This window comes from Pseudomonas sp. yb_9 (assembly GCF_043103635.1).
Lineage (GTDB): Bacteria > Pseudomonadota > Gammaproteobacteria > Pseudomonadales > Pseudomonadaceae > Aquipseudomonas > Aquipseudomonas monteilii.
Genome location: NZ_JBICKA010000025.1, coordinates 218,812 through 238,772, shown reverse-complemented (window position 1 = coordinate 238,772; position 19,961 = coordinate 218,812). Strand labels below are relative to the sequence as shown.

The window sequence follows — 19,961 nt, the reverse complement described above, 5'->3', positions numbered from 1 at the left end:
CAAAGCGGGGAGGCCTGTCGGCCTCCCCGCTTCTATATAGCTACACCATCAGACGATCACTCAGCCTTGAGGGTAACCCGGCCAAACGACTTCTTGCCCGCCTGGCACACGTGAGTGGCACCAAGAACAAAGATGAAGTCCTTGTCGACCACTGCACCATCAACCTTCACCGCACCACCACTCAGCAGGTCCCGCGCCTGCGCCGAGTTCTTCACCAGACCAGCCCGGTTCAGCACGGCAGCAATTGGCAAGTCTTCGGCCGCAGCCACTTCGATCTCCGGCAGATCTTCCGGCAGCTCACCTTCCTTCATGCGGTTACCCGCAGCGCGGTGAGCATTGGCCGCAGCCTCTTCACCATGGAAGCGCGCCACAATCTCTTCAGCCAGCTTGATCTTGATGTCACGCGGGTTGGCACCATTGGCAACATCGACACGGAACTGCTCGACCTCTTCCATCGAACGGAAGCTCAGCAGCTCGAAATAGCGCCACATCAAGGTATCCGGGATCGATACCAGCTTGCTGTACATCACCCCCGGCGCTTCCTGGATGCCAACATAGTTGCCCAGCGACTTGGACATCTTCTTCACACCATCGAGCCCCTCGAGCAGCGGCATGGTCACGATGTTCTGCGCTTCCTGGCCATAGGCACGCTGCAGCTCGCGCCCCATCAACAGGTTGAACTTCTGGTCGGTACCCCCCAGCTCGACGTCCGCCTTCAGCGCCACCGAGTCATAGCCTTGCACCAGCGGATAAAGGAACTCGTGAATGGCAATTGGCTGGTTGGTGGTATAGCGCTTGTCGAAGTCGTCGCGCTCCAGCATGCGCGCCACGGTGTACTGCGACGCCAGGCGAATGAAGTCGGCCGGGGTCAGCTTGTCCATCCAGGTAGAGTTGAACGCGACCTCGGTCTTGGCCGGATCGAGAATCTTGAACACCTGCTGCTTATAGGTCTCAGCATTGTCCAGAACCTGTTCACGGGTCAGCGGCGGGCGTGTGGCGCTCTTGCCGCTCGGGTCACCGATCATGCCGGTGAAGTCACCGATCAGGAAGATGACCTGGTGGCCCAGCTCCTGGAACTGGCGCAGCTTGTTGATCAACACCGTGTGACCCAGGTGCAGGTCAGGGGCGGTCGGGTCGAAGCCGGCCTTGATACGCAGAGGTTGGCCGCGCTTGAGCTTCTCCACCAGTTCCGACTCGACCAGTACTTCTTCCGCACCGCGCTTGATAAGCGCCAGCTGCTCTTCAACCGACTTCATAGACAAACCCGCAAGGCTCAGATTCAGGGGGAGCCAACCATACAAGATCGGCCGTCAATTACAAGTTTCGCAAAGGAATGTGACCCGGATACGGGGTTGCGGCGTCTACGCGCCCTTGCGTGAAAATGGATTTGGTTATATTTTATACAGTTATTTCATCTTCATCATGTCATTCATCTTTTCCATTTCACCTTTTTCAAAGTCACCTTGCCCATGACCAACGAACCGCCTAAAGCGCCCCCGCTTTATCCGAAGAGCCATCTGTTGGCCGCCAGCGGCATCGCCGCCCTGCTCAGCCTGGCTTTGCTGGTATTTCCCTCCAGCGAAGTGGAAGCCAAGAAAACCACCCTCAACCTCGAGCTGGAAGGCCCCGCCGAGCAGTTGAAAGACGAATCCCGCGCTGCGCCTCTGGTGCAGGCACAAGGTGAGCAAGGCTCGCCCTTCGCCCAGATCGAAGACGCTACCCCCGATACCCAGAAGGCCGAACAGCAAGCCCCTGCCGCCGAGCCGGTCGCCGAAGCAGCCAAGGAACCTGGCCACCGCGAAGTCACCGTGGCCCGTGGCGACACGCTGTCCACCCTGTTTGCCAAGGTTGGCCTACCGGCCAATGCAGTGCATGACCTGCTGGCCAGCAACAAGCAGGCCAAGCAGTTCAGCCAGCTCAAGCACGGCCAGGTACTGCAGTTCGAACTCGACAAGGACGGCCAGTTGGCCAGCCTGCACAGCAAGGTCAGCAACCTCGAAACCATTCGCCTGACCAAGACCGCCAAGGGCTACACCTTCAACCGTGAAATCAGCAAGCCGGTCGTGCGTACCGCCTACGCCCATGGCGTGATCAAAAGCTCTCTGTCGGCTTCGGCCCAGCGCGCCGGCCTGTCTCACAGCATGACCATGGACATGGCCCGCGTGCTGGGTTACGACATCGACTTCGCCCAAGATATTCGCCCAGGCGATGAATTCGACGTGGTCTACGAGCAGAAGGTGATGGACGGCAAAGTCGTCGGCACCGGCAATATCCTGTCCGCCCGCTTCACCAACCGGGGCAAAACCTACACTGCCGTGCGCTACACCAACAAGCAGGGCAACACTACCTACTACACCGCCGACGGCAACAGCCTGCGCAAGGCATTCATCCGCACCCCGGTGGATTTTGCCCGCATCAGTTCGCGCTTCTCCGCCGGCCGCAAGCACCCGATCCTGAACAAGATCCGTGCCCACAAAGGCGTCGACTACGCCGCCCCACGCGGTACGCCAATCAAGGCAGCGGGTGACGGCCGCATCGAACTGGCCGGGCGCCGTGGCGGTTACGGCAACACCGTGATCATCCAGCACGGCAACCGTTACAAGACGCTGTACGGCCACATGCAGGGCTTTGCCAAAGGCATCAAGACCGGCAGCACCGTGAAACAGGGTCAGATCATTGGTTACATCGGCACCACTGGCCTGTCCACCGGCCCACACCTGCACTACGAGTTCCAGGTCAATGGCGTGCACGTCGACCCGCTGAGCCAGAAGGTACCGATGGCCGACCCGATCGCCAGGAACGAGCGCCAGCGCTTCCTGCAGCAGAGCCAGCCGCTGATCGCCCGCATGGATCAGGAAAAGGCCACCCTGCTCGCAGCGAACAAGCGCTAAGCCATGGCGCTCTACCTGGGGGTAATGTCCGGCACCAGCCTCGATGGCCTGGACCTTGCCCTGATCGAACAAGGCGAGCAGCCTGAACTGCTCGCCACGCACTACCTGCCCATGCCCGTCGACCTGCGCCAGGAACTGCTTGCGCTATGTAGCAGCGGCCCTGACGAGATCGCTCGTGCGGCTCTGGCGGAAAATCGCTGGGCCAACCTGGCAGGCGAAGGCATCCGCCAACTGCTGGCTCGCCAGGGCCTGCAGGCCGATGCCGTCCGCGCCATCGGCAGCCACGGCCAGACCATTCGCCACGAGCCTGCGCGCGGCTTTACCGTTCAGATCGGTAACCCGGCATTGCTCGCCGAGCTTACCGGCATCAGCGTGGTCGGCGACTTTCGCCGGCGCGATGTGGCGGCCGGTGGTCAAGGTGCGCCGCTGGTGCCGGCCTTCCACGAAACCCTTTTCGGCCATCTCGGCAAGCGTCTGGCAGTCTTGAACGTGGGCGGTTTCAGCAACCTCAGCCTGATCGAGCAAGACAAGCCGGTCCAAGGTTTCGACTGCGGCCCCGGTAACGTGTTGCTGGATGCCTGGATCGAGCGCAAGCACGGCCAGGCCTATGATGCCGATGGTGCCTGGGCAGCGTCTGGCGTGGTGCAGGCCGGCTTGCTCAGCGCATTGCTGGCCGACCCGTTCTTCGCCGGCAGCGGCCCGAAGAGCACGGGCCGCGAGGTGTTCAACCTACCTTGGCTGGATGGCCACCTGGCCCGCCTGCCTGCCTACCGCGATGAGGATGTGCAGGCGACACTGCTTGAGCTGACCGCACGCAGCATCATCGACTCGCTGGTGAACGCCCAACAAGGCACCGAAGCACTGTTGGTATGTGGTGGCGGCGCACGCAACGGTGCGCTCATGGCCCGCCTCGGCCAGTTGCTGCCTGAAGCCCGCGTCACCAGCACTGGCGCCCACGGCGTTGACCCAGACTGGGTAGAGGCCATGGCTTTCGCCTGGCTGGCCCATTGCTGTCTGGAAGGCATCCCCGCCAACCGCCCCAGCGTCACTGCCGCCAAGGGCCTGCGCGTACTGGGCGCAATCTACCCGGCCTAACCGCTACGCCAAAAAGCAAAACGCCGCGCAATTGCGCGGCGTTTTCATATGGCCAGGCCTCAGATCGAGAACGAAGACCCGCAACCGCAAGTGGTCGCGGCATTCGGGTTCTTGATCACGAAACGCGAGCCTTCCAGGCCTTCCTGGTAGTCCACTTCAGCGCCGGCCAGGTACTGGAAGCTCATTGGGTCGACCACCAGCGACACGCCCTCACGCTCGACGACGGTGTCGTCTTCGGCCACATCCTCATCGAAAGTGAAGCCGTACTGGAAGCCCGAGCAACCGCCACCGGTCACGAACACCCGCAACTTCAGACGTTCATTGCCTTCCTCATTGACCAGGTTCTTCACTTTCTGGGCTGCCCCATGGGTGAATTCCAGACCGGTAGGGGTGAAGGTTTCGACGCTCATGTTGATTCTCCCGGCGCGGTAGCCGTCTTAAAACTCGATGACGCGCATTATCCGCTTCTCCGAGAAAATTGGTCAAGAATTGTGCGGCTTTAGTCGCGACATACAAAAAGGCCCGCACGACGCGGGCCTTTTCAAAGCAACGATGCTTACGGCAGCAGGCCAGCATGGGACAAGCCCATGCGCTCGTCCAAACCGAACAGGATGTTCAGGTTCTGCACCGCCTGGCCCGACGCGCCCTTAACCAGGTTGTCGATCACAGACAGCACCACCACCAGGTCACCACCCTGCGGGCGGTGAACGGCAATGCGGCAGACGTTGGCGCCGCGCACGCTACGGGTTTCCGGGTGGCTGCCCGCTGGCATCACGTCGACGAACGGCTCATCGGCGTAGCGCTTCTCGAACAGCGCCTGCAGGTCGACCGAAGTATCGACGACATTTGCGTACAGGGTGGCGTGGATACCACGGATCATCGGCGTCAGGTGCGGCACGAAGGTCAGACCGATGTCCTTGCCAGCGGCCAGGCGCAGGCCCTGGCTGATTTCCGGCAGGTGGCGATGCCCCTTGACCGCGTAGGCCTTCATGCTTTCGCCGGCTTCGCAGAACAGCGAACCCACTGCCGCACCACGGCCAGCGCCGCTGACACCCGACTTGCAGTCGGCGATCAGGCGCGACGGGTCGGCCAGGCCCGCTTCCAGCAGCGGCAGGAAGCCCAGCTGGGTGGCGGTCGGGTAGCAACCCGGCACTGCAATCAGGCGCGCCTGGCGGATCTTCTCGCGGTTGACTTCAGGCAGGCCGTACACCGCGTCCTTGAGCAGTTCTGGAGCACCGTGCGGCTGACCGTACCACTTGCCCCACTCGGTGGCATCCTGCAGGCGGAAGTCGGCCGACAGGTCGATCACCTTGGTGCCGGCTGCCAGCAGCTCACCGGCCAGTGCATGGGCAACACCGTGCGGGGTGGCGAAGAACACCACGTCACAGGCAGCCAGGGTCTTGCTGTCCGGCACGCTGAACACCAGCCCGTCATAGTGGCCGCGCAGGTTCGGGTACATGTCCGCCACCGCCACGCCCGCCTCGGAGCGCGAAGTGATGACCGCCACTTCGGCCTGTGGATGCTGTGCCAGCAGACGCAACAGTTCGACGCCGGTGTAACCCGTGCCGCCGACGATACCGACCTTGATCATAACGCTTGCCCCTTATCAACGAGCCGTCTGGAAAGCGCACGATAATAGGGGCGCAAGGCGCCTGTAACAACTCTTCGGGTGACCCTTCGGGCGCTTGACCACTACTATCTGACGACCGTGAATACCTGAAGGAACTCCCTCCATGCTCTACCTATGGATCAAAGCGCTGCATATCGTCAGCGTGGTCTGCTGGTTCGCCGGCCTTTTCTACCTGCCCAGGCTGTTCGTCTACCACGCCCAAAGCCAGGACAGCATCAGCCAGGACCGCTTCGTGACCATGGAGCGCAAGCTGTACCGCGGCATCATGAACCCGGCGATGATCGCCACCTACGTGTTCGGCGCGTGGATGCTCTACCTCACCCCCGGCTGGCTGAGCCAGGGCTGGCTGCATGCCAAACTGACACTTGTCATCCTGCTGACCGGCTACCATCACGTGTGCGGGGCCCAGCGCAAACGCTTCGCCAGCGGTACCAACACCCGCAGCCACGTCTACTATCGCTGGTTCAACGAAGTGCCCGTGCTGTTCCTGCTGGGTATCGTAATTCTGGTGGTGGTCAAACCGTTCTGACATAGCCGCCCGCTCAAGGAGCCTTGCCATGTCGCTACCCGCCTCGCTCGAACAACGCCTGCGTCTACCCGTGGTCGCCGCACCGATGTTCCTGATTTCCAACCCCCAACTGGTGCTGGCCTGCTGTACCAGCGGCGTGGTGGGCAGCTTCCCGGCCCTGAACCAGCGTGACAGTGCCGGCTTCAAGGCCTGGCTGGAGGAGATCGAGGCAGGTCTTGCGCAAATGCATGCGCCCGCGCCCTACGCGGTCAATCTGATCGTGCACCCGACAAACCCGCGCCTGCAGGCTGACCTGGCGTTGTGCGTGGAACACCGCGTGCCGATCGTGATCACCAGCCTGGGCGCAGTGAAGGAAGTGGTCGATGCCGTGCACAGTTACGGTGGGCTGGTGTTCCACGATGTCACCACCCGCCGGCATGCCGAGAAGGCTGCTGAAGCAGGTGTCGACGGCCTGATTGCGGTCGCCGCTGGCGCGGGAGGCCACGCGGGGACCTGGAACCCCTTCGCCCTGGCCGCAGAGATACGCCAGTTCTTCGATAAAACCCTGCTGCTGGCCGGTTGCCTCAACCACGGCTACGAGATCCTGGCCGCGCAATTGCTGGGAGCAGACCTGGCGTACATGGGCACACGCTTCATTGCCACCACAGAAAGCCAGGCCCAGGATACCTACAAGCAGATGCTGCTCGATGCCCATGCTGCCGATATCATCCACACCCCAGCAGTGTCCGGCATCCCCGCCAGTTTCCTACGCCCGAGCCTGGAACAGGCCGGCTATGACATGAACGCCCTTAAGGGCGGCCACGAGCCGGGCAAGCTCAAGCCGATCGACGACGAAGTCAAAGCCTGGAAGACCGTATGGTCGGCAGGCCAGGGCGTTGGCGAAATACACGATCTGCCCAACGCCAGTGCATTGATCGAGCGGCTCCACAATGAGTACCGGGATGCCCTGAAGCGCTGCCAGGCCCTGCAAGCCCGCACCTTGTAGCAAAAGGCAACACCTTGCCCGGCCAAGCTGTACACTAGGCGCCCTCTTCCGCCCCCAGGAGCCTTGCATGACCCGTTACGCCATGATCACTGGTGCTTCCAGCGGCCTGGGCCTGGCCCTGGCGGAAGCCCTGGCACGGCGCGGGCGCAACCTGATCCTGGTGGCACGCCAGCGAGAAACGCTGGAACCGGTGGCCATCGAGCTGACCCAACGCTTTGGTGTCGAGGTACTGTTTCGCGCCTGCGACCTCAGCCAGCCGCTACGCCTGTCTGGCTTCGTGCTGGAGCTGGAAGAAGGCGAGCGGCGTATCGACCTGCTTGTAAACTGCGCCGGCCTGCGTACCTACGGGCCGTTCCTGGCCCATGAGTGGGCCGACGAGCAGGACCTGCTGGAGGTCAACGTACTGGCCCTGAGCCGCCTGTGTCACGCCATCGGCAACCTGATGGCCGTACAGGGCGGCGGGCAGATCCTCAACGTCGCAGGCCTGGCCGGGGTCGCCCCTGGCCCATGGATGGCAGCCTATGCCGCCAGCAAGGCGTACGTACTGAGTTTTTCCCAGGCCCTGCGCGAAGAGCTCAAGCGCACCGGCATCAAGGTTTCGGTGCTATGCCCCGGCCCGGTCCGCTCCTCACGCCGGCGCATACCACGGCTCGATGGCAAACCACGCTGCCTAAGCCCCGAGGAAGTAGCGTTGTACACCGTGCGTGCGCTGGACAAGAACCGCGCACTGATCCTGCCCGGCCGGCGCAACCGCTGGCTGGCATTTGCCCCACGCCTGCTGCCACGCTGGCTGCTGCGCAAGCTGGCCGGGGCCATCCACCGTCGCTATTGCCCGGTCGGCATGGAATAGGCACTGGGCGAGCGGCACCCGGCTGAGTACACTCGGCCCGACCCTCACCATGGAGCAAGTGCTGTGGACGATCTTTTCCTCAAAATCATCAACCGGGAAATCCCGGCGGATATCATCTACGAAGACGACCAGATCCTGGCCTTCAAGGACATTGCACCCGCGGCACCGGTACATTTTCTGGTCATCCCGAAAAAGCACATCCGCACGCTCAATGACCTGACCGAAGAAGACAAGGCCCTGGCTGGCCACATCCTGTTCACCGCCCAGCGCCTGGCTGTCGAGCAGGGCTGCGAGGAAGGTTTCCGCGTGGTCATGAACTGCAACCCGAAAGGCGGCCAGACTGTCTACCACATCCATATGCATGTGCTTGGCCAGCGCCAGATGAACTGGCCACCGGGCTGATCCACGGCAAGCGACCCCGCCGCTATTGCGGTAAACTGTCGGGCACATTCTTGCGGAGGTGCCCGATGGCTACCGAACGTCACTACTCGCCGCTCGACCGCTTGTTGCTGCAGGCTGATACCGCCATGCGCACCTTGCTGCCCTTCAGCGGCCAACCCGCCCGGCCATCGCCGGCCATCGTCCAGCCAGACGTCGACCTCGACGAGCAGCAGACCCGCCACATCGCCGGGCTGATGCGCATCAACCACACCGGTGAAGTGTGCGCCCAGGCGCTGTACCAGGGCCAGGCCCTGACCGCCAAGCTGCCCGAAGTGCGCAAGGCCATGGAGCACGCCGCCGAGGAAGAAGTGGACCACCTGGCCTGGTGCGAGCAACGCATTCGCCAGCTGAACAGCCACCCGAGCGTGCTCAACCCCCTGTTCTACGGCATGTCGTTCGGCATCGGCGCGCTCGCCGGGCTGGTCAGCGACAAGGTCAGCCTAGGTTTCGTCGCCGCCACCGAGCACCAGGTGTGCAAGCACCTCGACGAGCACCTGGAGCAGATCCCGCACGAAGACGAAAAGTCCCGGGCCATTCTCGAACAGATGCGCATCGATGAGGAACAGCACGCCGAGTCCGCACTGGAAGCTGGCGGTTATCGCTTCCCTGCCCCGGTTCGCTTTGGCATGAGCCTGTTGGCCAAGGTCATGACCAAGAGCACCTACCGTATCTGAAGGCATCACCATGACGGATCGATTCGACGCCAAGGACCTGGCGCGCGCCGTGCAAGCCGGCATTCTCCAGCCGGGGCAGGAGCAGGCCCTGCTGGCTTTCCTGCGCCAGCAACCGGCCCAACGTGGCAGCTTCCAGCTGGCCCATGTCGCCTTCTACTTTGGCGCGATGCTGATCATGGCGGCCATGGGCTGGCTGCTCACCGAGGCGTGGATGCGCATCGGCGACTGGGCGCTGCTGGTCATTGCCAGCCTCTATATCCTGCTGCTTACGCTGTTCGCCGTTAACCTGCAACGGCGCGTACAGCCCATCGCGGCCGGGGTGTTGGCGGCGGTAGCCGTCAGCATCGTCCCGCTCGCGGTGTTCGCCATCGAACGCTTGGCCGGTTGGTGGCCGCTGGATGACGCACAGGTGGACTATCACCAGTACTACACCTACGTACAGGGCGGCTGGCTGGCGATGGAAGCAGCGACGGTAGTTGCCGGGCTGCTGATGCTGCGGCTGATCCCCTACCCGTTCATCGTCATGCCAATGGCCGTGGCCTTGTGGTTCATGTCCATGGATTTGAGCGAATGGTTCTTCGGCTCACCGTTCAGCTGGGAGCAACGTCGCGAGGTTTCGCTGTGGTTCGGGCTGGGTTTACTGGTGGTATTCCTGGTGATAGACGGTCGCACGCGAGAGGACTACGCCCGCTGGGGCTACCTGGCCGGGCTGGCGGCATTCTGGGGTGGGTTGACGCTGCTGGACAGCGGCAGTGAGTTGGGCAAGGCCATGTACTGCCTGATCAACATTTTGCTGATGGGGATGGCGGTGCTGTTGCGCCGGCCAGTGTTCATGGTGTTCGGGGCGCTGGGGGTGGCGGCTTACCTCGGGTATTTATCGTACGAGGTGTTTGCCGAATCGCTGCTGTTCCCGGTGGTGTTGACCCTGATCGGGTTGGGAGTTATCGGGTTGGGGCTGGTTTATCAGAAGCGGCGGGAGCGGTTGAGCCAAGTGATGCGAGGATGGTTGCCAGGGTGGGTGCAAGCTGCACTGCCGGCGCTTCGGCGCTGATATTGCCGGGGCTGCGATGGGCCGCAAAGCGGCCCCAAGATCTCAGCTTTAACCCAGCTCTACGATTTCATACCCATGGGTAATCTCAACCCCTGCACGCTCGAGCATGATCGAAGCCGAGCAGTACTTCTCCGCCGACAGCTCCACCGCCCGCTTGACCTGGGCTTCTTTCAACGCACGGCCTTTCACCACGAAATTCATGTGAATCTTGGTGAACACCTTTGGGTCTTCGCTGGCACGCTCGGCTTCCAGAAAGGCCTCGCAGCTTTCCACTGCCTGGCGCGATTTCTTCAGGATGCTCACCACGTCAAAGCTGCTGCAGCCACCCAGGCCCAACAGCAGCATTTCCATCGGGCGCACACCCAGGTTGCGGCCGCCGGCCTCGGGCGGGCCGTCCATCACGACGACATGGCCACTCCCCGATTCGCCGAGGAACATGGCCTCACCGGCCCACTGGATACGTGCCTTCATCTACCCGGACTCCTGATTTTCGGAAAAGGGTGTCAGCTTAGACCTTGTGCGCCTGTGGGAAAAGTACGAGAGGTGTCGGTTTAGTACCGAAACATCCTGTAGTGTCTGATAAGCTGGCGCCAAATGACTGGCGCTCGCCGCCAGCCAACCTCTATAAAAAGCCTATGCGTCGTATCGAACAGGATTTCGTGATGGTTGCCTCCGCCCTACCCGCCAAAATCAAGAATATCGACAAGCTGCTGGTGCACTGCCAGCGCCGCCGCTATACCGCCAAAAGCAACATCATCTGCGCCGGCGACCGGGCCGAGACACTGTCGTTCATCATCCAGGGTTCGGTGACCATCCTCATCGAAGACGACGATGGGCATGAAATGATCATTGCCTACCTCAACAATGGCGATTTCTTCGGCGAGCTGGGCCTGTTCGAACCCGTTGAAGGTGAACAGCAGCGCAGTGCCTGGGTACGGGCCAAGACCGAGTGCGAAGTGGCCGAGATCAGTTACGAGAAGTTTCGCGAACTGGCGCGCCAGGACCCGGAAATCCTCTACGCCCTCGGCAGCCAGATGGCCCAGCGCCTGCGCAACACCACGCGCAAAGTCGGCGACCTGGCCTTTTTCGACGTGACCGGGCGGGTTGCCCGCTGCCTGCTGGAGCTGTGCAAGCAGCCTGATGCCATGACCCACCCCGACGGCATGCAGATCAAGATTACCCGTCAGGAAATCGGCCGTATCGTCGGTTGCTCGCGGGAAATGGTCGGCCGCGTCCTCAAGGACCTTGAAGAGCGCAGCCTGGTGCAGGTCAAGGGCAAGACCATGGTCGTCTACGGTACCCGTTAGTCGTTGGGCAGGTCTGCCAGCACCTTGGCGTAGGCCTGTGACAGGCGCTCGAACCAGGGCGCCTCGGGTGCCACTTCATGCAAGGCGATGTGCGCGTCGGCGCGACAGCGTTGCTCCAGCTCGCAGCACTCATTGAAGCGGTTGACCGCCGCCACCATCGACTCACGTTCGTTGTCCAGCAGCAACGCACCGTGCACCAGCACCACCGGGCGTTTGCCGCCCAGCCCTTGGCGCCAGCGCTGGGCAGTGCCCACCAGCTTGCGGCCATTGAGGTTGACGTTGTAGCGGCCATCGCAGAACGCCCCGTCAATTTCCCCCACCGACGCTACCCCACCCCACTCGCGCAGCACATCGCACAGCGGCAGGCACAAACGTTCGTAGGCGTTCTCGATGCGGCCATGGTCACCTTCGCTGCGCGGGGCGACATAGACCAGTGCAACGTTCACGGTCGAATGCGACTGCGGTACCGGCTCGCCGCCCGTCTCACGCAGCAGCACCGGCCAGCCGGCAATCGCCAGCTCCGAGCAGGCGGCCTCGAAGTTGTCCAGACGGCTCATGCGCCGGGGCATGACCAGGGCATGGTCGGTGGGGCGCCAGAACAGCACGCCACTGTCGCGTTCGCCGCGGCACACGGCGGCCAGCAGTTCCTGTTCGGCGTGCAGGCCTTGTTCGACGGTCAGGGCCAGGGGGTGATCGGTCATTGATCCACCTTTGATATTGTTATTGATGGCCTCTCCGCGGCGGTCCGGCGCGAGAGACCATGACAGGCATACAAAAAAGCCGGCAAAAACGCCGGCTTCATTTATTCAGTCCAGTGGCTGAACAGTCTTCTTCACCTGCTCCGGGAAGAACAACCGCTGCAACTCCAACCCAGGCTGCTCGGCGCGCATGAACGCTTCGCCCACCAGGAACGAGTAAACCTCGTTGATCGCCATCAGCTGCACATCGGCCCGGTTGAGAATGCCACTCTCGGTAATTGCCAGGCGGTCACGCGGAATACGCGGCAGCAGGTCGAGGGTGGTTTCCAGGCTGACCTCGAAGGTATGCAGGTTGCGGTTGTTCACCCCCAACAGCGGCGTATCCAGGGTTTTCAGCGCGCGTTCCAGCTCATCACCGTCGTGCACTTCCACCAGCACGTCGAGGCCGACATCCTTGGCCGTAGCCGCCAGCTCGGCCATCTTCACGTCATCCAGTGCCGACACGATCAACAGCACACAGTCCGCACCCAAGGCGCGGGCTTCGACGATCTGGTAAGGGTCGACCATGAAGTCTTTACGGATAACCGGCAGCGATACCGCAGCGCGGGCCTGCTGCAGGTATTCATCGGCACCCTGGAAATAATCGACATCGGTCAGCACCGACAGGCAGGTAGCGCCGCCTTTCTCGTAGCTAACCGCGATTTCCGCCGGCACGAAATGCTCGCGGATCACGCCCTTGCTCGGCGAAGCCTTCTTGATTTCGGCAATCACGGCTGGCTGCTTGCGCTTGGCCTGCTCGATCAGCGCATTGGCGAAGCCACGCGGGGCATCGGTAGCTTTGGCCAGGCGTTCCAGCTCGGCAAGGCTAACGCGCGCGCTGCGCTCGGCCACTTCCTGGAACTTGCGGGCAATGATCCTTTCCAGCACCGTCGGCACACTCATGCTTCGTTCTCCACCTTGAATACTGCAGTAAAGGCACCCAGCTCCTGCAGCTTTTCCCAGGCCAGGCCGGTGTGCAGTACATCGTGGGCCAGTTCCACGCCTTGGGCCAGGGTCATCGCGTGATCGGCGGCATAGAGCGCAGCCCCCGCGTTGAGTACGATCATTTCAGCGGCCTTCTGGCCGTTTTCGGTCTTGCGCCGGCCCAGCGCATCGCGGATCAGCTCAAGCGACGCTTGCGGGTTCTCGACAGCCAGGCCATGCAGGCTCTGGCTCTTCATACCAAGGTCTTCCGGCTCGACCCAGTATTCAGTGATTTCGCCGTTCTTCAACTCGGCAACAAAAGTAGGCGCTGCCAGGCTGAACTCATCCAGGCCGTCCTTCGAATGCACCACCAGCACATGCTTGCTGCCCAGGCGTTGCAAAACCTCGGCCAACGGGCGGCACAGGGTCTGGGCGAACACGCCGACCACCTGGTGCTTCACTCCGGCCGGATTCGTAAGCGGGCCGAGCATGTTGAACAAGGTCCGCAGCCCCAGGTCGCGACGCGGGCCGGCAGCATGCTTCATGGCTGAATGATGGCTTTGCGCGAACATGAAGCCGATGCCTAAGCTGTCAATGCAGCGGGCCACCTGGGTGGGCGTCAGGTTCAGGTAGATACCGGCGACTTCCAGCAGGTCGGCGCTACCGCTCTTGCCCGACACCGCGCGGTTACCGTGCTTGGCCACGGTGCAGCCCGCCGCCGCCAGGACGAACGACGAAGCGGTGGACACGTTGAAAATATTGGCGCCATCACCGCCGGTGCCGACAATGTCGACCACGCCATCGAGGCTTTTCAGTTCGACCTTGTCGGCCAGTTCACGCATGACCGAAACCGCACCGACAATTTCGTCGATGCTTTCGCTTTTCATGCGCATGCCCATCAGGAAGGCACCGATCTGCGCTTCAGTGCACTGGCCAGTCATGATCTGGCGCATCACATCGCGCATTTCTTCGGTAGTAAGGTCCAGCTGGCCGACGATACGGCTTAACGCGCTCTTGATATCCATGTTCGATCCTTAACGGCGGCCGCCGGTCTGCTTGAGGAAGTTCGCGAACAGCTCGTGGCCCTGTTCGGTCAGGATCGACTCGGGGTGGAACTGCACCCCTTCGATATTCAGCGTCTTGTGGCGCAGGCCCATGATTTCATCGACCGAGCCGTCTTCATGCGCAGTCCAGGCCGTGACTTCCAGGCAGTCGGGCAAGGTTTCGCGCTTGACCACCAGCGAGTGGTATCGGGTAACGGTCAGCGGGTTGTTGAGCCCGGTGAACACACCCAGGTCGCGGTGGTGCACCGGGCTGGTCTTTCCGTGCATCACCTGGCGGGCACGCACCACATCACCCCCAAAGGCCTGGCCGATGGACTGGTGGCCCAAGCATACCCCCAGGATCGGCAGCTTGCCGGCGAAATGCAGGATGGCCTCGATGGACACACCAGCCTCGCTCGGCGTGCACGGGCCTGGGGATACGACGATGCGTTCGGGATTAAGGGCTTCGATCTGGGCAATGGTCATTTCGTCGTTGCGAATGACCTTCACCTCCGCACCCAACTCGCCCAGGTACTGAACGACGTTGTAAGTGAATGAGTCGTAATTGTCGATCATCAGTAACATGGTGTTAAACCTCTTGAACGTACTGACTTCAGAATTCGAACCTTCTTGCTGTCGCAACAGGCACAGCTTCGCCACAAAGGGCAGAAAATGAAGAAGGCAAACGGAGACGGGCCGGACGGGCCGGCAAGAGATAAAGTCAGGCGCGCCAACGCCAACGGGCGTGGGCCTTGATTACGCGCATCAAGAGTTTGCTGACGATCAACACAGGATAGGTCTCGCTCATACGTCCCGGCACAGTAGCTTACCGGGGCGGCGGGCGCAATATGCCTGTAACCACGGGGAAACGAATGGACTTGGGAGGGATGCACGGCGATTTGCCAAGGTCGATCGGGCAGCCCCTCATAAAAACAAAGAAAAGGATGTTCCCTGATGCGAAAAGCCCCGTTATTTGCGCTTTACCCTCGCCTCATTGGCATTAGCCTGCAGCCAGCCATTCGCGGCACCCTCGCCCTACTCCAGCATGATCGTATTTGGCGACAGCCTCAGCGATGCCGGGCGGTTTGGCTGCGTGCGCTTCACCAACCTCGATGCCAATGGCAACTATGCGCCAGTTTCGCCGATGGTCCTGAGCGGACGGTTGGGTGTGAACCCGACCGAGCTTGGCCCGCGCGCCGACCCCTCCGCGCTACAACCTGACAGTGGGCGGCAGCTACCGCCTGAACGACGCCGGGCGGCTGGGCCACACCTGGCAGCTCACAGCAGCAACTGGCAGCTGGCCCCCTTCATCAGTGCCGACTATGCGCGCGTGAAGGTGGATGGTTACGACGAGAAGAGTGGTCGCTCGACGGCGCTGGGCTTCGATGACCAGGCGCGCACGTCACGCCGCTTGGGCCTGGGGTCGCAGGGCACTGTGCAGGTGCTGCCGAGTACCCGGCTGTTCACAGAAGTGGCGCAGGAACATGAGTTCGAAGATGACCGGCAGGATGTGACCATGCACCTCACCAGCTTACCGGCGAATGACTTCACCCTCACCGGGTATACGCCGCACAGCGACCTGACCCGGGCGAGCCTGGGGGTAAGCCATGAAGTGGTGGCAGGGGTGCATTTGCGCGGAAACTACAACTGGCGCAAGAGTGACGAGTTGACGCAGCAGGGGGTGAGCCTGGGGATCAGCATGGACTTCTGAATAGATGGGGCCGCTGCGCGGCCCTTCGCGGGCGTGCCCGCGAAGGGCTGCAAAGCAGCCCAATCGATTTATTTGGCGCTGGTCTGCTCAGCCAACGCAACTGCACGGAACATCGCGCGGCGCTTGTTGATGGTTTCTTCCCACTCCAGCGCCGGCACCGAGTCGGCAACGATGCCGCCACCGGCCTGCACATGCAGTTCGCCGTCCTTGATCACGGCAGTACGGATGGCAATCGCGGTGTCCATGTTGCCATTCCAGGCAAAGTACCCCACGGCACCACCGTAAACCCCACGCTTGACCGGCTCCAGTTCGTCGATGATCTCCATCGCACGAATCTTCGGTGCGCCCGACAAGGTGCCAGCCGGCAAAATCGCCCGCAGCGCATCCATCGCCGTCAGCCCTTCACGCAGCTGGCCGGTGACATTGGAAACAATGTGCATCACGTTGGAATAACGCTCGATCACCATCTTCTCGGTCAGCCGCACGCTTCCGGTCGAGGACACCCGGCCCACGTCGTTACGGCCCAGGTCGATCAGCATCAGGTGCTCGGCGATCTCCTTGTCGTCCGACAGCAGGTCGTCTTCCAGCGCGCGGTCGGCCTCTTCAGTCGCACCACGCGGGCGAGTACCGGCAATCGGGCGCACGGTAACCAGGTTGTCCTCGACACGCACCAGCACCTCGGGCGAACTGCCAACCACATGGAAGTCACCGAAGTTGAAGAAGTACATGTAGGGCGTCGGGTTGAAGCAGCGCAGCGCGCGGTACAAGTCGATAGGCGCAGCCTTGAAGTCGATGGACATGCGCTGCGACGGCACCACTTGCATGCAGTCACCGGCCAGGATGTATTCCTTGATACGGCCGACGGCGTTCTCGTAGTCCTCGCGCGTGTAGCTGGAGCGGAACTCCGGCTCGGCGGCCTGCGGGCCACTCAAGTCCAGGCCACGGCGCGGAGTGATCGGCTGACGCAGGGTTTCCAGCAGGCCTTGCAGCCGTGCCTGGCCCTGTTCGAAGGCGTGCGCTTCAGCCGGGTCGACCAGCACGATCGCGTGCATCTTGCCTGCCAGGTTGTCGAACACCACAACGGCATCGGACACCATCAGCAGGATATCCGGCACACCCAGCGGGTCCGGGTTGGGGCTGGCGCCCAGGCGCTTTTCCACATAACGCACGCAGTCGTAGCCGAAGTAGCCGACCAGGCCGCCGTTGAAGCGCGGCAGGCCAGGGATGTCGGCGACCTTGTAACGGTCCTTGAAGCTTTCGACAAACGCCAACGGGTCTTCGACATCGTGGCTTTCCACCTCGATGCCATCCTGCAGGATGCTGACGTGGTAGCCGTGAACGCGCATCACGGTGCGCGACGGCAGGCCAATCATCGAGTAACGGCCCCACTTCTCGCCGCCCTGAACCGATTCGAGCAGGTACGAGTTGGGTTGGTCGGCCAGTTTCAGGTAGATCGATAGCGGCGTGTCGAAGTCGGCCAGTGTTTCGCAGGCCAGGGGGATGCGGTTGTAGCCGGCAGCGGCTAGGCGCAGGAATTCTTCGCGGTTCATGAGTAGCCTCGTGGCAAGCTGCAATAAGTCAGGCAAACGGATGGGCCGGCACACGCCGGCAGGCAGAAGTCAGGCGCGCCAACGCCAACGGGCCAGGGCCTTGATGACTTTCATCCAGAATTTGCCAGTAACCGCCACGGTGGACTCTCTGTCTTGTGAGGCTTGAAGGTCCGCCAACGTTATCCCAGTGGCCGGGTCTTCGCAACCGGGCAGCAAGGCGCGCAGGTCATCGATCACAAGGCTGGGGGTTTCGTCGTGGATCGGTCGGCCATGGTTGTAGCCGTAGGTCAGCCCTACGCATTGCACGCCAGCCGCCTTGGCCGCCAGCACGTCACTGCGCGAATCACCGACGAACAACGATTGTTGCGGGGTAACGCCGGCCATCTGCATGACGAACAGCAACGCCGCCGGGTCCGGTTTTTTCTGCGGCAGGGTGTCGCCGCCGATGATCCAGCGGAAATAGCGGCCGATCTTCATCTGGTCCAACAACGGGGCGACGAAGCGCTCCGGCTTGTTGGTGATCAGCGCCATTTCCACGCCCTGCTTCTGCAGCCAGCGCAGGGTGTCTTTCACACCGGGATAAACCACGGTGAGCTCATGGCTTTCGGCATAGGCTTCCATGAACAGCGCCAGGCCCTGCTCGGCCAGCGCATCATCCACAGCGCCATGCTCAATACCGCCCGCCAGTGCTCGGCGCACCAGCACCTGAGCGCCATTGCCAACCCAATGGCGCACCGCCTCAAGGCCGGCAGGCGGGCGCCCCAGTTCGAGCAGCATGCGGTCCACGGCGGCGGCCAAGTCTGGCACGGAATCGATCAGGGTACCGTCCAGATCGAACATCACCAGCCTGGGCAGCGTCCCCGGGAACAGCTGCTCGAAGCCACTCATGGGCGGGCCTGAGCCAGCTCGGCGCGCATCTTGGCGATGACTTCCTGGTAGTCCGGGGCGTTGAAGATCGCCGAGCCGGCCACGAAGGTGTCGGCGCCAGCGGCAGCGATCTCGCGGATGTTGTTGACGTTGACACCGCCGTCGATTTCCAGGCGGATATCACGGCCACTGGCATCGATCAACGCACGCGCCTCGCGCAGCTTGTCGAGGGTGCCGGGAATGAACTTCTGCCCGCCGAAGCCTGGGTTGACGCTCATCAGCAGCACCATGTCGATCTTGTCCATCACGTACTTCAGGGCATCCAGGCTGGTGGCCGGGTTGAACACCAGGCCGGCCTTGCAGCCACCGTCCTTGATCAACTGCAGCGAGCGGTCGATGTGCTGGGTGGCTTCCGGGTGGAAGGTGATGTAGGTGGCGCCGGCCTCGATGAAGTCGCCGATGATGCGGTCGACAGGGCTGACCATCAGGTGCACGTCGATCGGCGCGGTGACGCCGTACTTGCGCAGGGCAGTGCACACCATCGGGCCGATGGTCAGGTTCGGAACGTAATGGTTGTCCATGACATCGAAGTGGACGATGTCGGCACCCGCCGCCAATACCTTGTCGACGTCCTCACCCAGGCGGGCGAAATCAGCAGAGAGAATGGAGGGGGCAATAGCGTAGGGCTGCATGGCGCACCTGTTGGCAGAATCACGGTGGCGCGCATTGTAACTCAGGCAAACGGGTAGAGGCTGATTGGTATCAATCCGTGTCGACCAGCTGTTTCAACCTGTACCGACCTCTTCGCGGGCTTGCCCGCGAAGAGGTCGGTACAGAAAACTGACAATCAGGCAGGCTGCTGGGTTCTCAGCTTCTCGCTACGCCCACGCAACCACTCCAGGGTCAGCAGCAATATCACCGAGAAGGCAATCAGCAAGGTCGCTGCCGCTGCAATGGTCGGGCTCAGGTTTTCGCGAATACCACTGAACATCTGCCGTGGCAGGGTCGCCTGCTCCGGCCCAGCCAGGAACAGGGTCACCACCACCTCGTCAAACGATGTGGCAAAGGCGAACAACGCACCAGAGATAACCCCGGGCGCAATCAGCGGCAGTGTCACGCGGCGGAAGGTCAGCAGTGGCGATGCGCCCAGGCTGGCCGCCGCGCGCACCAGGTTGTAGTTGAAGCCCTGCAAGGTGGCCGACACGGTAATGATGACGAACGGTACACCAAGCACCGCATGCACCAGAATCAGCGAGGTGAAGCTGTTGCCCATCCCCAGCGGTGCAAAGAACAGGTAACTGGCTACACCGATAATCACGACCGGTACCACCATCGGCGAAATCACCAACGCCATCACCAGCGACTTGCCGGGGAAATCGCCACGGGTCAGGCCGATGGCCGCCAGGGTGCCGAACACCATGGCCAGCACCGTGGCTGCCGGGGCGACGATGATGCTGTTCTTCAGCGCACGCATCCATTCGGCCGAGCCGAAGAAGTCCTGGTACCACTGCAACGAGAAGCCCTGCAGCGGGTACACCAGGAAGCTGCCACTGTTGAACGACAGCGGCACGATCACCAATACCGGCAAGATCAGGAACAGCAGGATCAAACCGCAAAGAATGCGCAGGCTGTAGAACCAGACCCGCTCCACGGGCGACATGTATGGGCTCAGCATG

Annotated in this window: 21 protein-coding genes and 1 pseudogene; 10 read left to right on the top strand and 12 right to left on the bottom strand. The window is 62.1% G+C overall.

What is annotated here, in order from left to right:
• Positions 1 to 56 precede the first annotated feature (56 nt).
• Positions 57 to 1,256, bottom strand: coding sequence for a tyrosine--tRNA ligase (gene tyrS / locus ACF8MI_RS06410; protein ID WP_200929020.1), 1,200 nt, complete (start codon positions 1,254 to 1,256; stop codon positions 57 to 59).
• A 213-nt stretch (positions 1,257 to 1,469) separates the two neighbouring features.
• Between tyrS and ACF8MI_RS06405 the strand changes: the two genes are divergently transcribed.
• Together ACF8MI_RS06405 and ACF8MI_RS06400 are read left to right on the top strand one after the other, a co-directional pair.
• Positions 1,470 to 2,891 carry a peptidoglycan DD-metalloendopeptidase family protein gene (locus ACF8MI_RS06405; RefSeq protein WP_060501612.1) on the top strand — a complete coding sequence of 474 codons (1,422 nt, stop codon included), beginning with the start codon at positions 1,470 to 1,472 and terminating at the stop codon, positions 2,889 to 2,891.
• Between the two features lie 3 nt (positions 2,892 to 2,894).
• The gene (locus ACF8MI_RS06400) at positions 2,895 to 3,986 is read left to right on the top strand and encodes an anhydro-N-acetylmuramic acid kinase (RefSeq protein WP_060501614.1); all 1,092 of its coding nucleotides are present in this window, start codon (positions 2,895 to 2,897) and stop codon (positions 3,984 to 3,986) included.
• Positions 3,987 to 4,045: 59 nt separating this feature from the next.
• Here the strand turns inward: ACF8MI_RS06400 and erpA are convergent, their stop codons facing one another.
• Both erpA and argC read right to left on the bottom strand, forming a co-directional pair.
• Entirely contained in the window at positions 4,046 to 4,396 is a 351-nt protein-coding gene (erpA, locus tag ACF8MI_RS06395) for an iron-sulfur cluster insertion protein ErpA (RefSeq protein ID WP_060501616.1), read from the bottom strand.
• A gap of 146 nt (positions 4,397 to 4,542) precedes the next feature.
• The gene (gene argC, locus ACF8MI_RS06390; protein WP_104833552.1) at positions 4,543 to 5,577 is read right to left on the bottom strand and encodes an N-acetyl-gamma-glutamyl-phosphate reductase; all 1,035 of its coding nucleotides are present in this window, start codon (positions 5,575 to 5,577) and stop codon (positions 4,543 to 4,545) included.
• Positions 5,578 to 5,719: 142 nt separating this feature from the next.
• On the opposite strand from argC, the gene hemJ reads away from it, so the two are divergent.
• The 6 genes from hemJ (at position 5,720) to ACF8MI_RS06360 (ending at position 10,146) form a co-directional block, all read left to right on the top strand.
• Entirely contained in the window at positions 5,720 to 6,145 is a 426-nt protein-coding gene (gene hemJ, locus ACF8MI_RS06385; RefSeq protein ID WP_060501620.1) for a protoporphyrinogen oxidase HemJ, read from the top strand.
• A gap of 28 nt (positions 6,146 to 6,173) precedes the next feature.
• Positions 6,174 to 7,130: a nitronate monooxygenase family protein gene (locus tag ACF8MI_RS06380; RefSeq protein ID WP_200929019.1), complete on the top strand. Its 957-nt coding sequence runs from the start codon at positions 6,174 to 6,176 to the stop codon at positions 7,128 to 7,130.
• A 67-nt stretch (positions 7,131 to 7,197) separates the two neighbouring features.
• The gene (locus ACF8MI_RS06375; RefSeq protein ID WP_016715795.1) at positions 7,198 to 7,980 is read left to right on the top strand and encodes an SDR family oxidoreductase; all 783 of its coding nucleotides are present in this window, start codon (positions 7,198 to 7,200) and stop codon (positions 7,978 to 7,980) included.
• A 63-nt stretch (positions 7,981 to 8,043) separates the two neighbouring features.
• Positions 8,044 to 8,382: a histidine triad nucleotide-binding protein gene (locus ACF8MI_RS06370; RefSeq protein ID WP_003255518.1), complete on the top strand. Its 339-nt coding sequence runs from the start codon at positions 8,044 to 8,046 to the stop codon at positions 8,380 to 8,382.
• 65 nt (positions 8,383 to 8,447) lie between these two features.
• A complete protein-coding gene (gene coq7 / locus ACF8MI_RS06365) occupies positions 8,448 to 9,095 on the top strand; it encodes a 2-polyprenyl-3-methyl-6-methoxy-1,4-benzoquinone monooxygenase (RefSeq protein WP_016484635.1) in 648 nt (215 codons plus the stop codon).
• A 10-nt stretch (positions 9,096 to 9,105) separates the two neighbouring features.
• Positions 9,106 to 10,146 carry a hypothetical protein gene (locus ACF8MI_RS06360; RefSeq protein WP_060501624.1) on the top strand — a complete coding sequence of 347 codons (1,041 nt, stop codon included), beginning with the start codon at positions 9,106 to 9,108 and terminating at the stop codon, positions 10,144 to 10,146.
• A 48-nt stretch (positions 10,147 to 10,194) separates the two neighbouring features.
• Here ACF8MI_RS06360 and ACF8MI_RS06355 read toward each other — a convergent pair whose 3' ends face one another.
• On the bottom strand, positions 10,195 to 10,617 hold the full coding sequence (locus ACF8MI_RS06355; RefSeq protein WP_016715792.1) for an OsmC family protein: 423 nt from the start codon (positions 10,615 to 10,617) through the stop codon (positions 10,195 to 10,197).
• 191 nt (positions 10,618 to 10,808) lie between these two features.
• On the opposite strand from ACF8MI_RS06355, the gene crp reads away from it, so the two are divergent.
• On the top strand, positions 10,809 to 11,453 hold the full coding sequence (gene crp, locus ACF8MI_RS06350; protein ID WP_060501625.1) for a cAMP-activated global transcriptional regulator CRP: 645 nt from the start codon (positions 10,809 to 10,811) through the stop codon (positions 11,451 to 11,453).
• On the opposite strand, the gene ACF8MI_RS06345 is transcribed toward crp, so the two are convergent.
• The 4 genes from ACF8MI_RS06345 to ACF8MI_RS06330 form a co-directional block, all read right to left on the bottom strand.
• On the bottom strand, positions 11,450 to 12,154 hold the full coding sequence (locus ACF8MI_RS06345; RefSeq protein ID WP_104833553.1) for a lipoate--protein ligase family protein: 705 nt from the start codon (positions 12,152 to 12,154) through the stop codon (positions 11,450 to 11,452). The two genes, crp and ACF8MI_RS06345, sit on opposite strands and share 4 nt — an antisense overlap.
• A 105-nt stretch (positions 12,155 to 12,259) precedes the next feature.
• The gene (trpC, locus tag ACF8MI_RS06340) at positions 12,260 to 13,093 is read right to left on the bottom strand and encodes an indole-3-glycerol phosphate synthase TrpC (RefSeq protein WP_200929018.1); all 834 of its coding nucleotides are present in this window, start codon (positions 13,091 to 13,093) and stop codon (positions 12,260 to 12,262) included.
• A complete protein-coding gene (trpD, locus tag ACF8MI_RS06335) occupies positions 13,090 to 14,139 on the bottom strand; it encodes an anthranilate phosphoribosyltransferase (RefSeq protein WP_200929017.1) in 1,050 nt (349 codons plus the stop codon). The genes trpC and trpD overlap by 4 nt, the downstream gene beginning before the upstream one ends.
• A gap of 9 nt (positions 14,140 to 14,148) precedes the next feature.
• Positions 14,149 to 14,742, bottom strand: a complete 594-nt coding sequence (locus tag ACF8MI_RS06330) for an aminodeoxychorismate/anthranilate synthase component II (RefSeq protein ID WP_016715787.1) — start codon at positions 14,740 to 14,742, stop codon at positions 14,149 to 14,151.
• A 676-nt stretch (positions 14,743 to 15,418) separates the two neighbouring features.
• Between ACF8MI_RS06330 and ACF8MI_RS06325 the strand changes: the two are divergent.
• Positions 15,419 to 15,868 (top strand): annotated as a pseudogene (locus tag ACF8MI_RS06325) (autotransporter domain-containing protein); the annotation flags it as partial.
• A gap of 68 nt (positions 15,869 to 15,936) precedes the next feature.
• Here the strand turns inward: ACF8MI_RS06325 and trpE are convergent.
• From trpE to ACF8MI_RS06305, 4 genes are all read right to left on the bottom strand, one after another.
• Complete coding sequence (gene trpE, locus ACF8MI_RS06320; protein WP_060499053.1) at positions 15,937 to 17,418, bottom strand: anthranilate synthase component I; 1,482 nt, start codon at positions 17,416 to 17,418, stop codon at positions 15,937 to 15,939.
• A gap of 69 nt (positions 17,419 to 17,487) precedes the next feature.
• On the bottom strand, positions 17,488 to 18,306 hold the full coding sequence (locus tag ACF8MI_RS06315; RefSeq protein ID WP_060499054.1) for a phosphoglycolate phosphatase: 819 nt from the start codon (positions 18,304 to 18,306) through the stop codon (positions 17,488 to 17,490).
• Complete coding sequence (gene rpe, locus ACF8MI_RS06310) at positions 18,303 to 18,977, bottom strand: ribulose-phosphate 3-epimerase (protein WP_016484625.1); 675 nt, start codon at positions 18,975 to 18,977, stop codon at positions 18,303 to 18,305. Before rpe ends, ACF8MI_RS06315 begins: the two co-directional genes overlap by 4 nt.
• 155 nt (positions 18,978 to 19,132) lie before the next feature.
• Positions 19,133 to 19,960 (bottom strand): ABC transporter permease, encoded by an 828-nt coding sequence (locus ACF8MI_RS06305; RefSeq protein WP_016715782.1) that lies wholly within the window; start codon positions 19,958 to 19,960, stop codon positions 19,133 to 19,135.
• Between the last annotated feature and the right edge of the window lies 1 nt (position 19,961).

Excerpts from the sequence above, each read along its gene's own strand:
- tyrS (WP_200929020.1), bottom strand. The coding sequence starts at position 1,256 with ATGAAGTCGGTTGAAGAGCAGCTGGCGCTTATCAAGCGCGGTGCGGAA.
- ACF8MI_RS06405 (WP_060501612.1), top strand. The coding sequence starts at position 1,470 with ATGACCAACGAACCGCCTAAAGCGCCCCCGCTTTATCCGAAGAGCCAT.
- ACF8MI_RS06400 (WP_060501614.1), top strand. The coding sequence starts at position 2,895 with ATGGCGCTCTACCTGGGGGTAATGTCCGGCACCAGCCTCGATGGCCTG.
- erpA (WP_060501616.1), bottom strand. The coding sequence starts at position 4,396 with ATGAGCGTCGAAACCTTCACCCCTACCGGTCTGGAATTCACCCATGGG.
- argC (WP_104833552.1), bottom strand. The coding sequence starts at position 5,577 with ATGATCAAGGTCGGTATCGTCGGCGGCACGGGTTACACCGGCGTCGAA.
- hemJ (WP_060501620.1), top strand. The coding sequence starts at position 5,720 with ATGCTCTACCTATGGATCAAAGCGCTGCATATCGTCAGCGTGGTCTGC.
- ACF8MI_RS06380 (WP_200929019.1), top strand. The coding sequence starts at position 6,174 with ATGTCGCTACCCGCCTCGCTCGAACAACGCCTGCGTCTACCCGTGGTC.
- ACF8MI_RS06375 (WP_016715795.1), top strand. The coding sequence starts at position 7,198 with ATGACCCGTTACGCCATGATCACTGGTGCTTCCAGCGGCCTGGGCCTG.
- coq7 (WP_016484635.1), top strand. The coding sequence starts at position 8,448 with ATGGCTACCGAACGTCACTACTCGCCGCTCGACCGCTTGTTGCTGCAG.
- ACF8MI_RS06360 (WP_060501624.1), top strand. The coding sequence starts at position 9,106 with ATGACGGATCGATTCGACGCCAAGGACCTGGCGCGCGCCGTGCAAGCC.
- ACF8MI_RS06355 (WP_016715792.1), bottom strand. The coding sequence starts at position 10,617 with ATGAAGGCACGTATCCAGTGGGCCGGTGAGGCCATGTTCCTCGGCGAA.
- crp (WP_060501625.1), top strand. The coding sequence starts at position 10,809 with ATGGTTGCCTCCGCCCTACCCGCCAAAATCAAGAATATCGACAAGCTG.
- ACF8MI_RS06345 (WP_104833553.1), bottom strand. The coding sequence starts at position 12,154 with ATGACCGATCACCCCCTGGCCCTGACCGTCGAACAAGGCCTGCACGCC.
- trpC (WP_200929018.1), bottom strand. The coding sequence starts at position 13,093 with ATGAGTGTGCCGACGGTGCTGGAAAGGATCATTGCCCGCAAGTTCCAG.
- trpD (WP_200929017.1), bottom strand. The coding sequence starts at position 14,139 with ATGGATATCAAGAGCGCGTTAAGCCGTATCGTCGGCCAGCTGGACCTT.
- ACF8MI_RS06330 (WP_016715787.1), bottom strand. The coding sequence starts at position 14,742 with ATGTTACTGATGATCGACAATTACGACTCATTCACTTACAACGTCGTT.
- trpE (WP_060499053.1), bottom strand. The coding sequence starts at position 17,418 with ATGAACCGCGAAGAATTCCTGCGCCTAGCCGCTGCCGGCTACAACCGC.
- ACF8MI_RS06315 (WP_060499054.1), bottom strand. The coding sequence starts at position 18,306 with ATGAGTGGCTTCGAGCAGCTGTTCCCGGGGACGCTGCCCAGGCTGGTG.
- rpe (WP_016484625.1), bottom strand. The coding sequence starts at position 18,977 with ATGCAGCCCTACGCTATTGCCCCCTCCATTCTCTCTGCTGATTTCGCC.
- ACF8MI_RS06305 (WP_016715782.1), bottom strand. The coding sequence starts at position 19,960 with ATGCTGAGCCCATACATGTCGCCCGTGGAGCGGGTCTGGTTCTACAGC.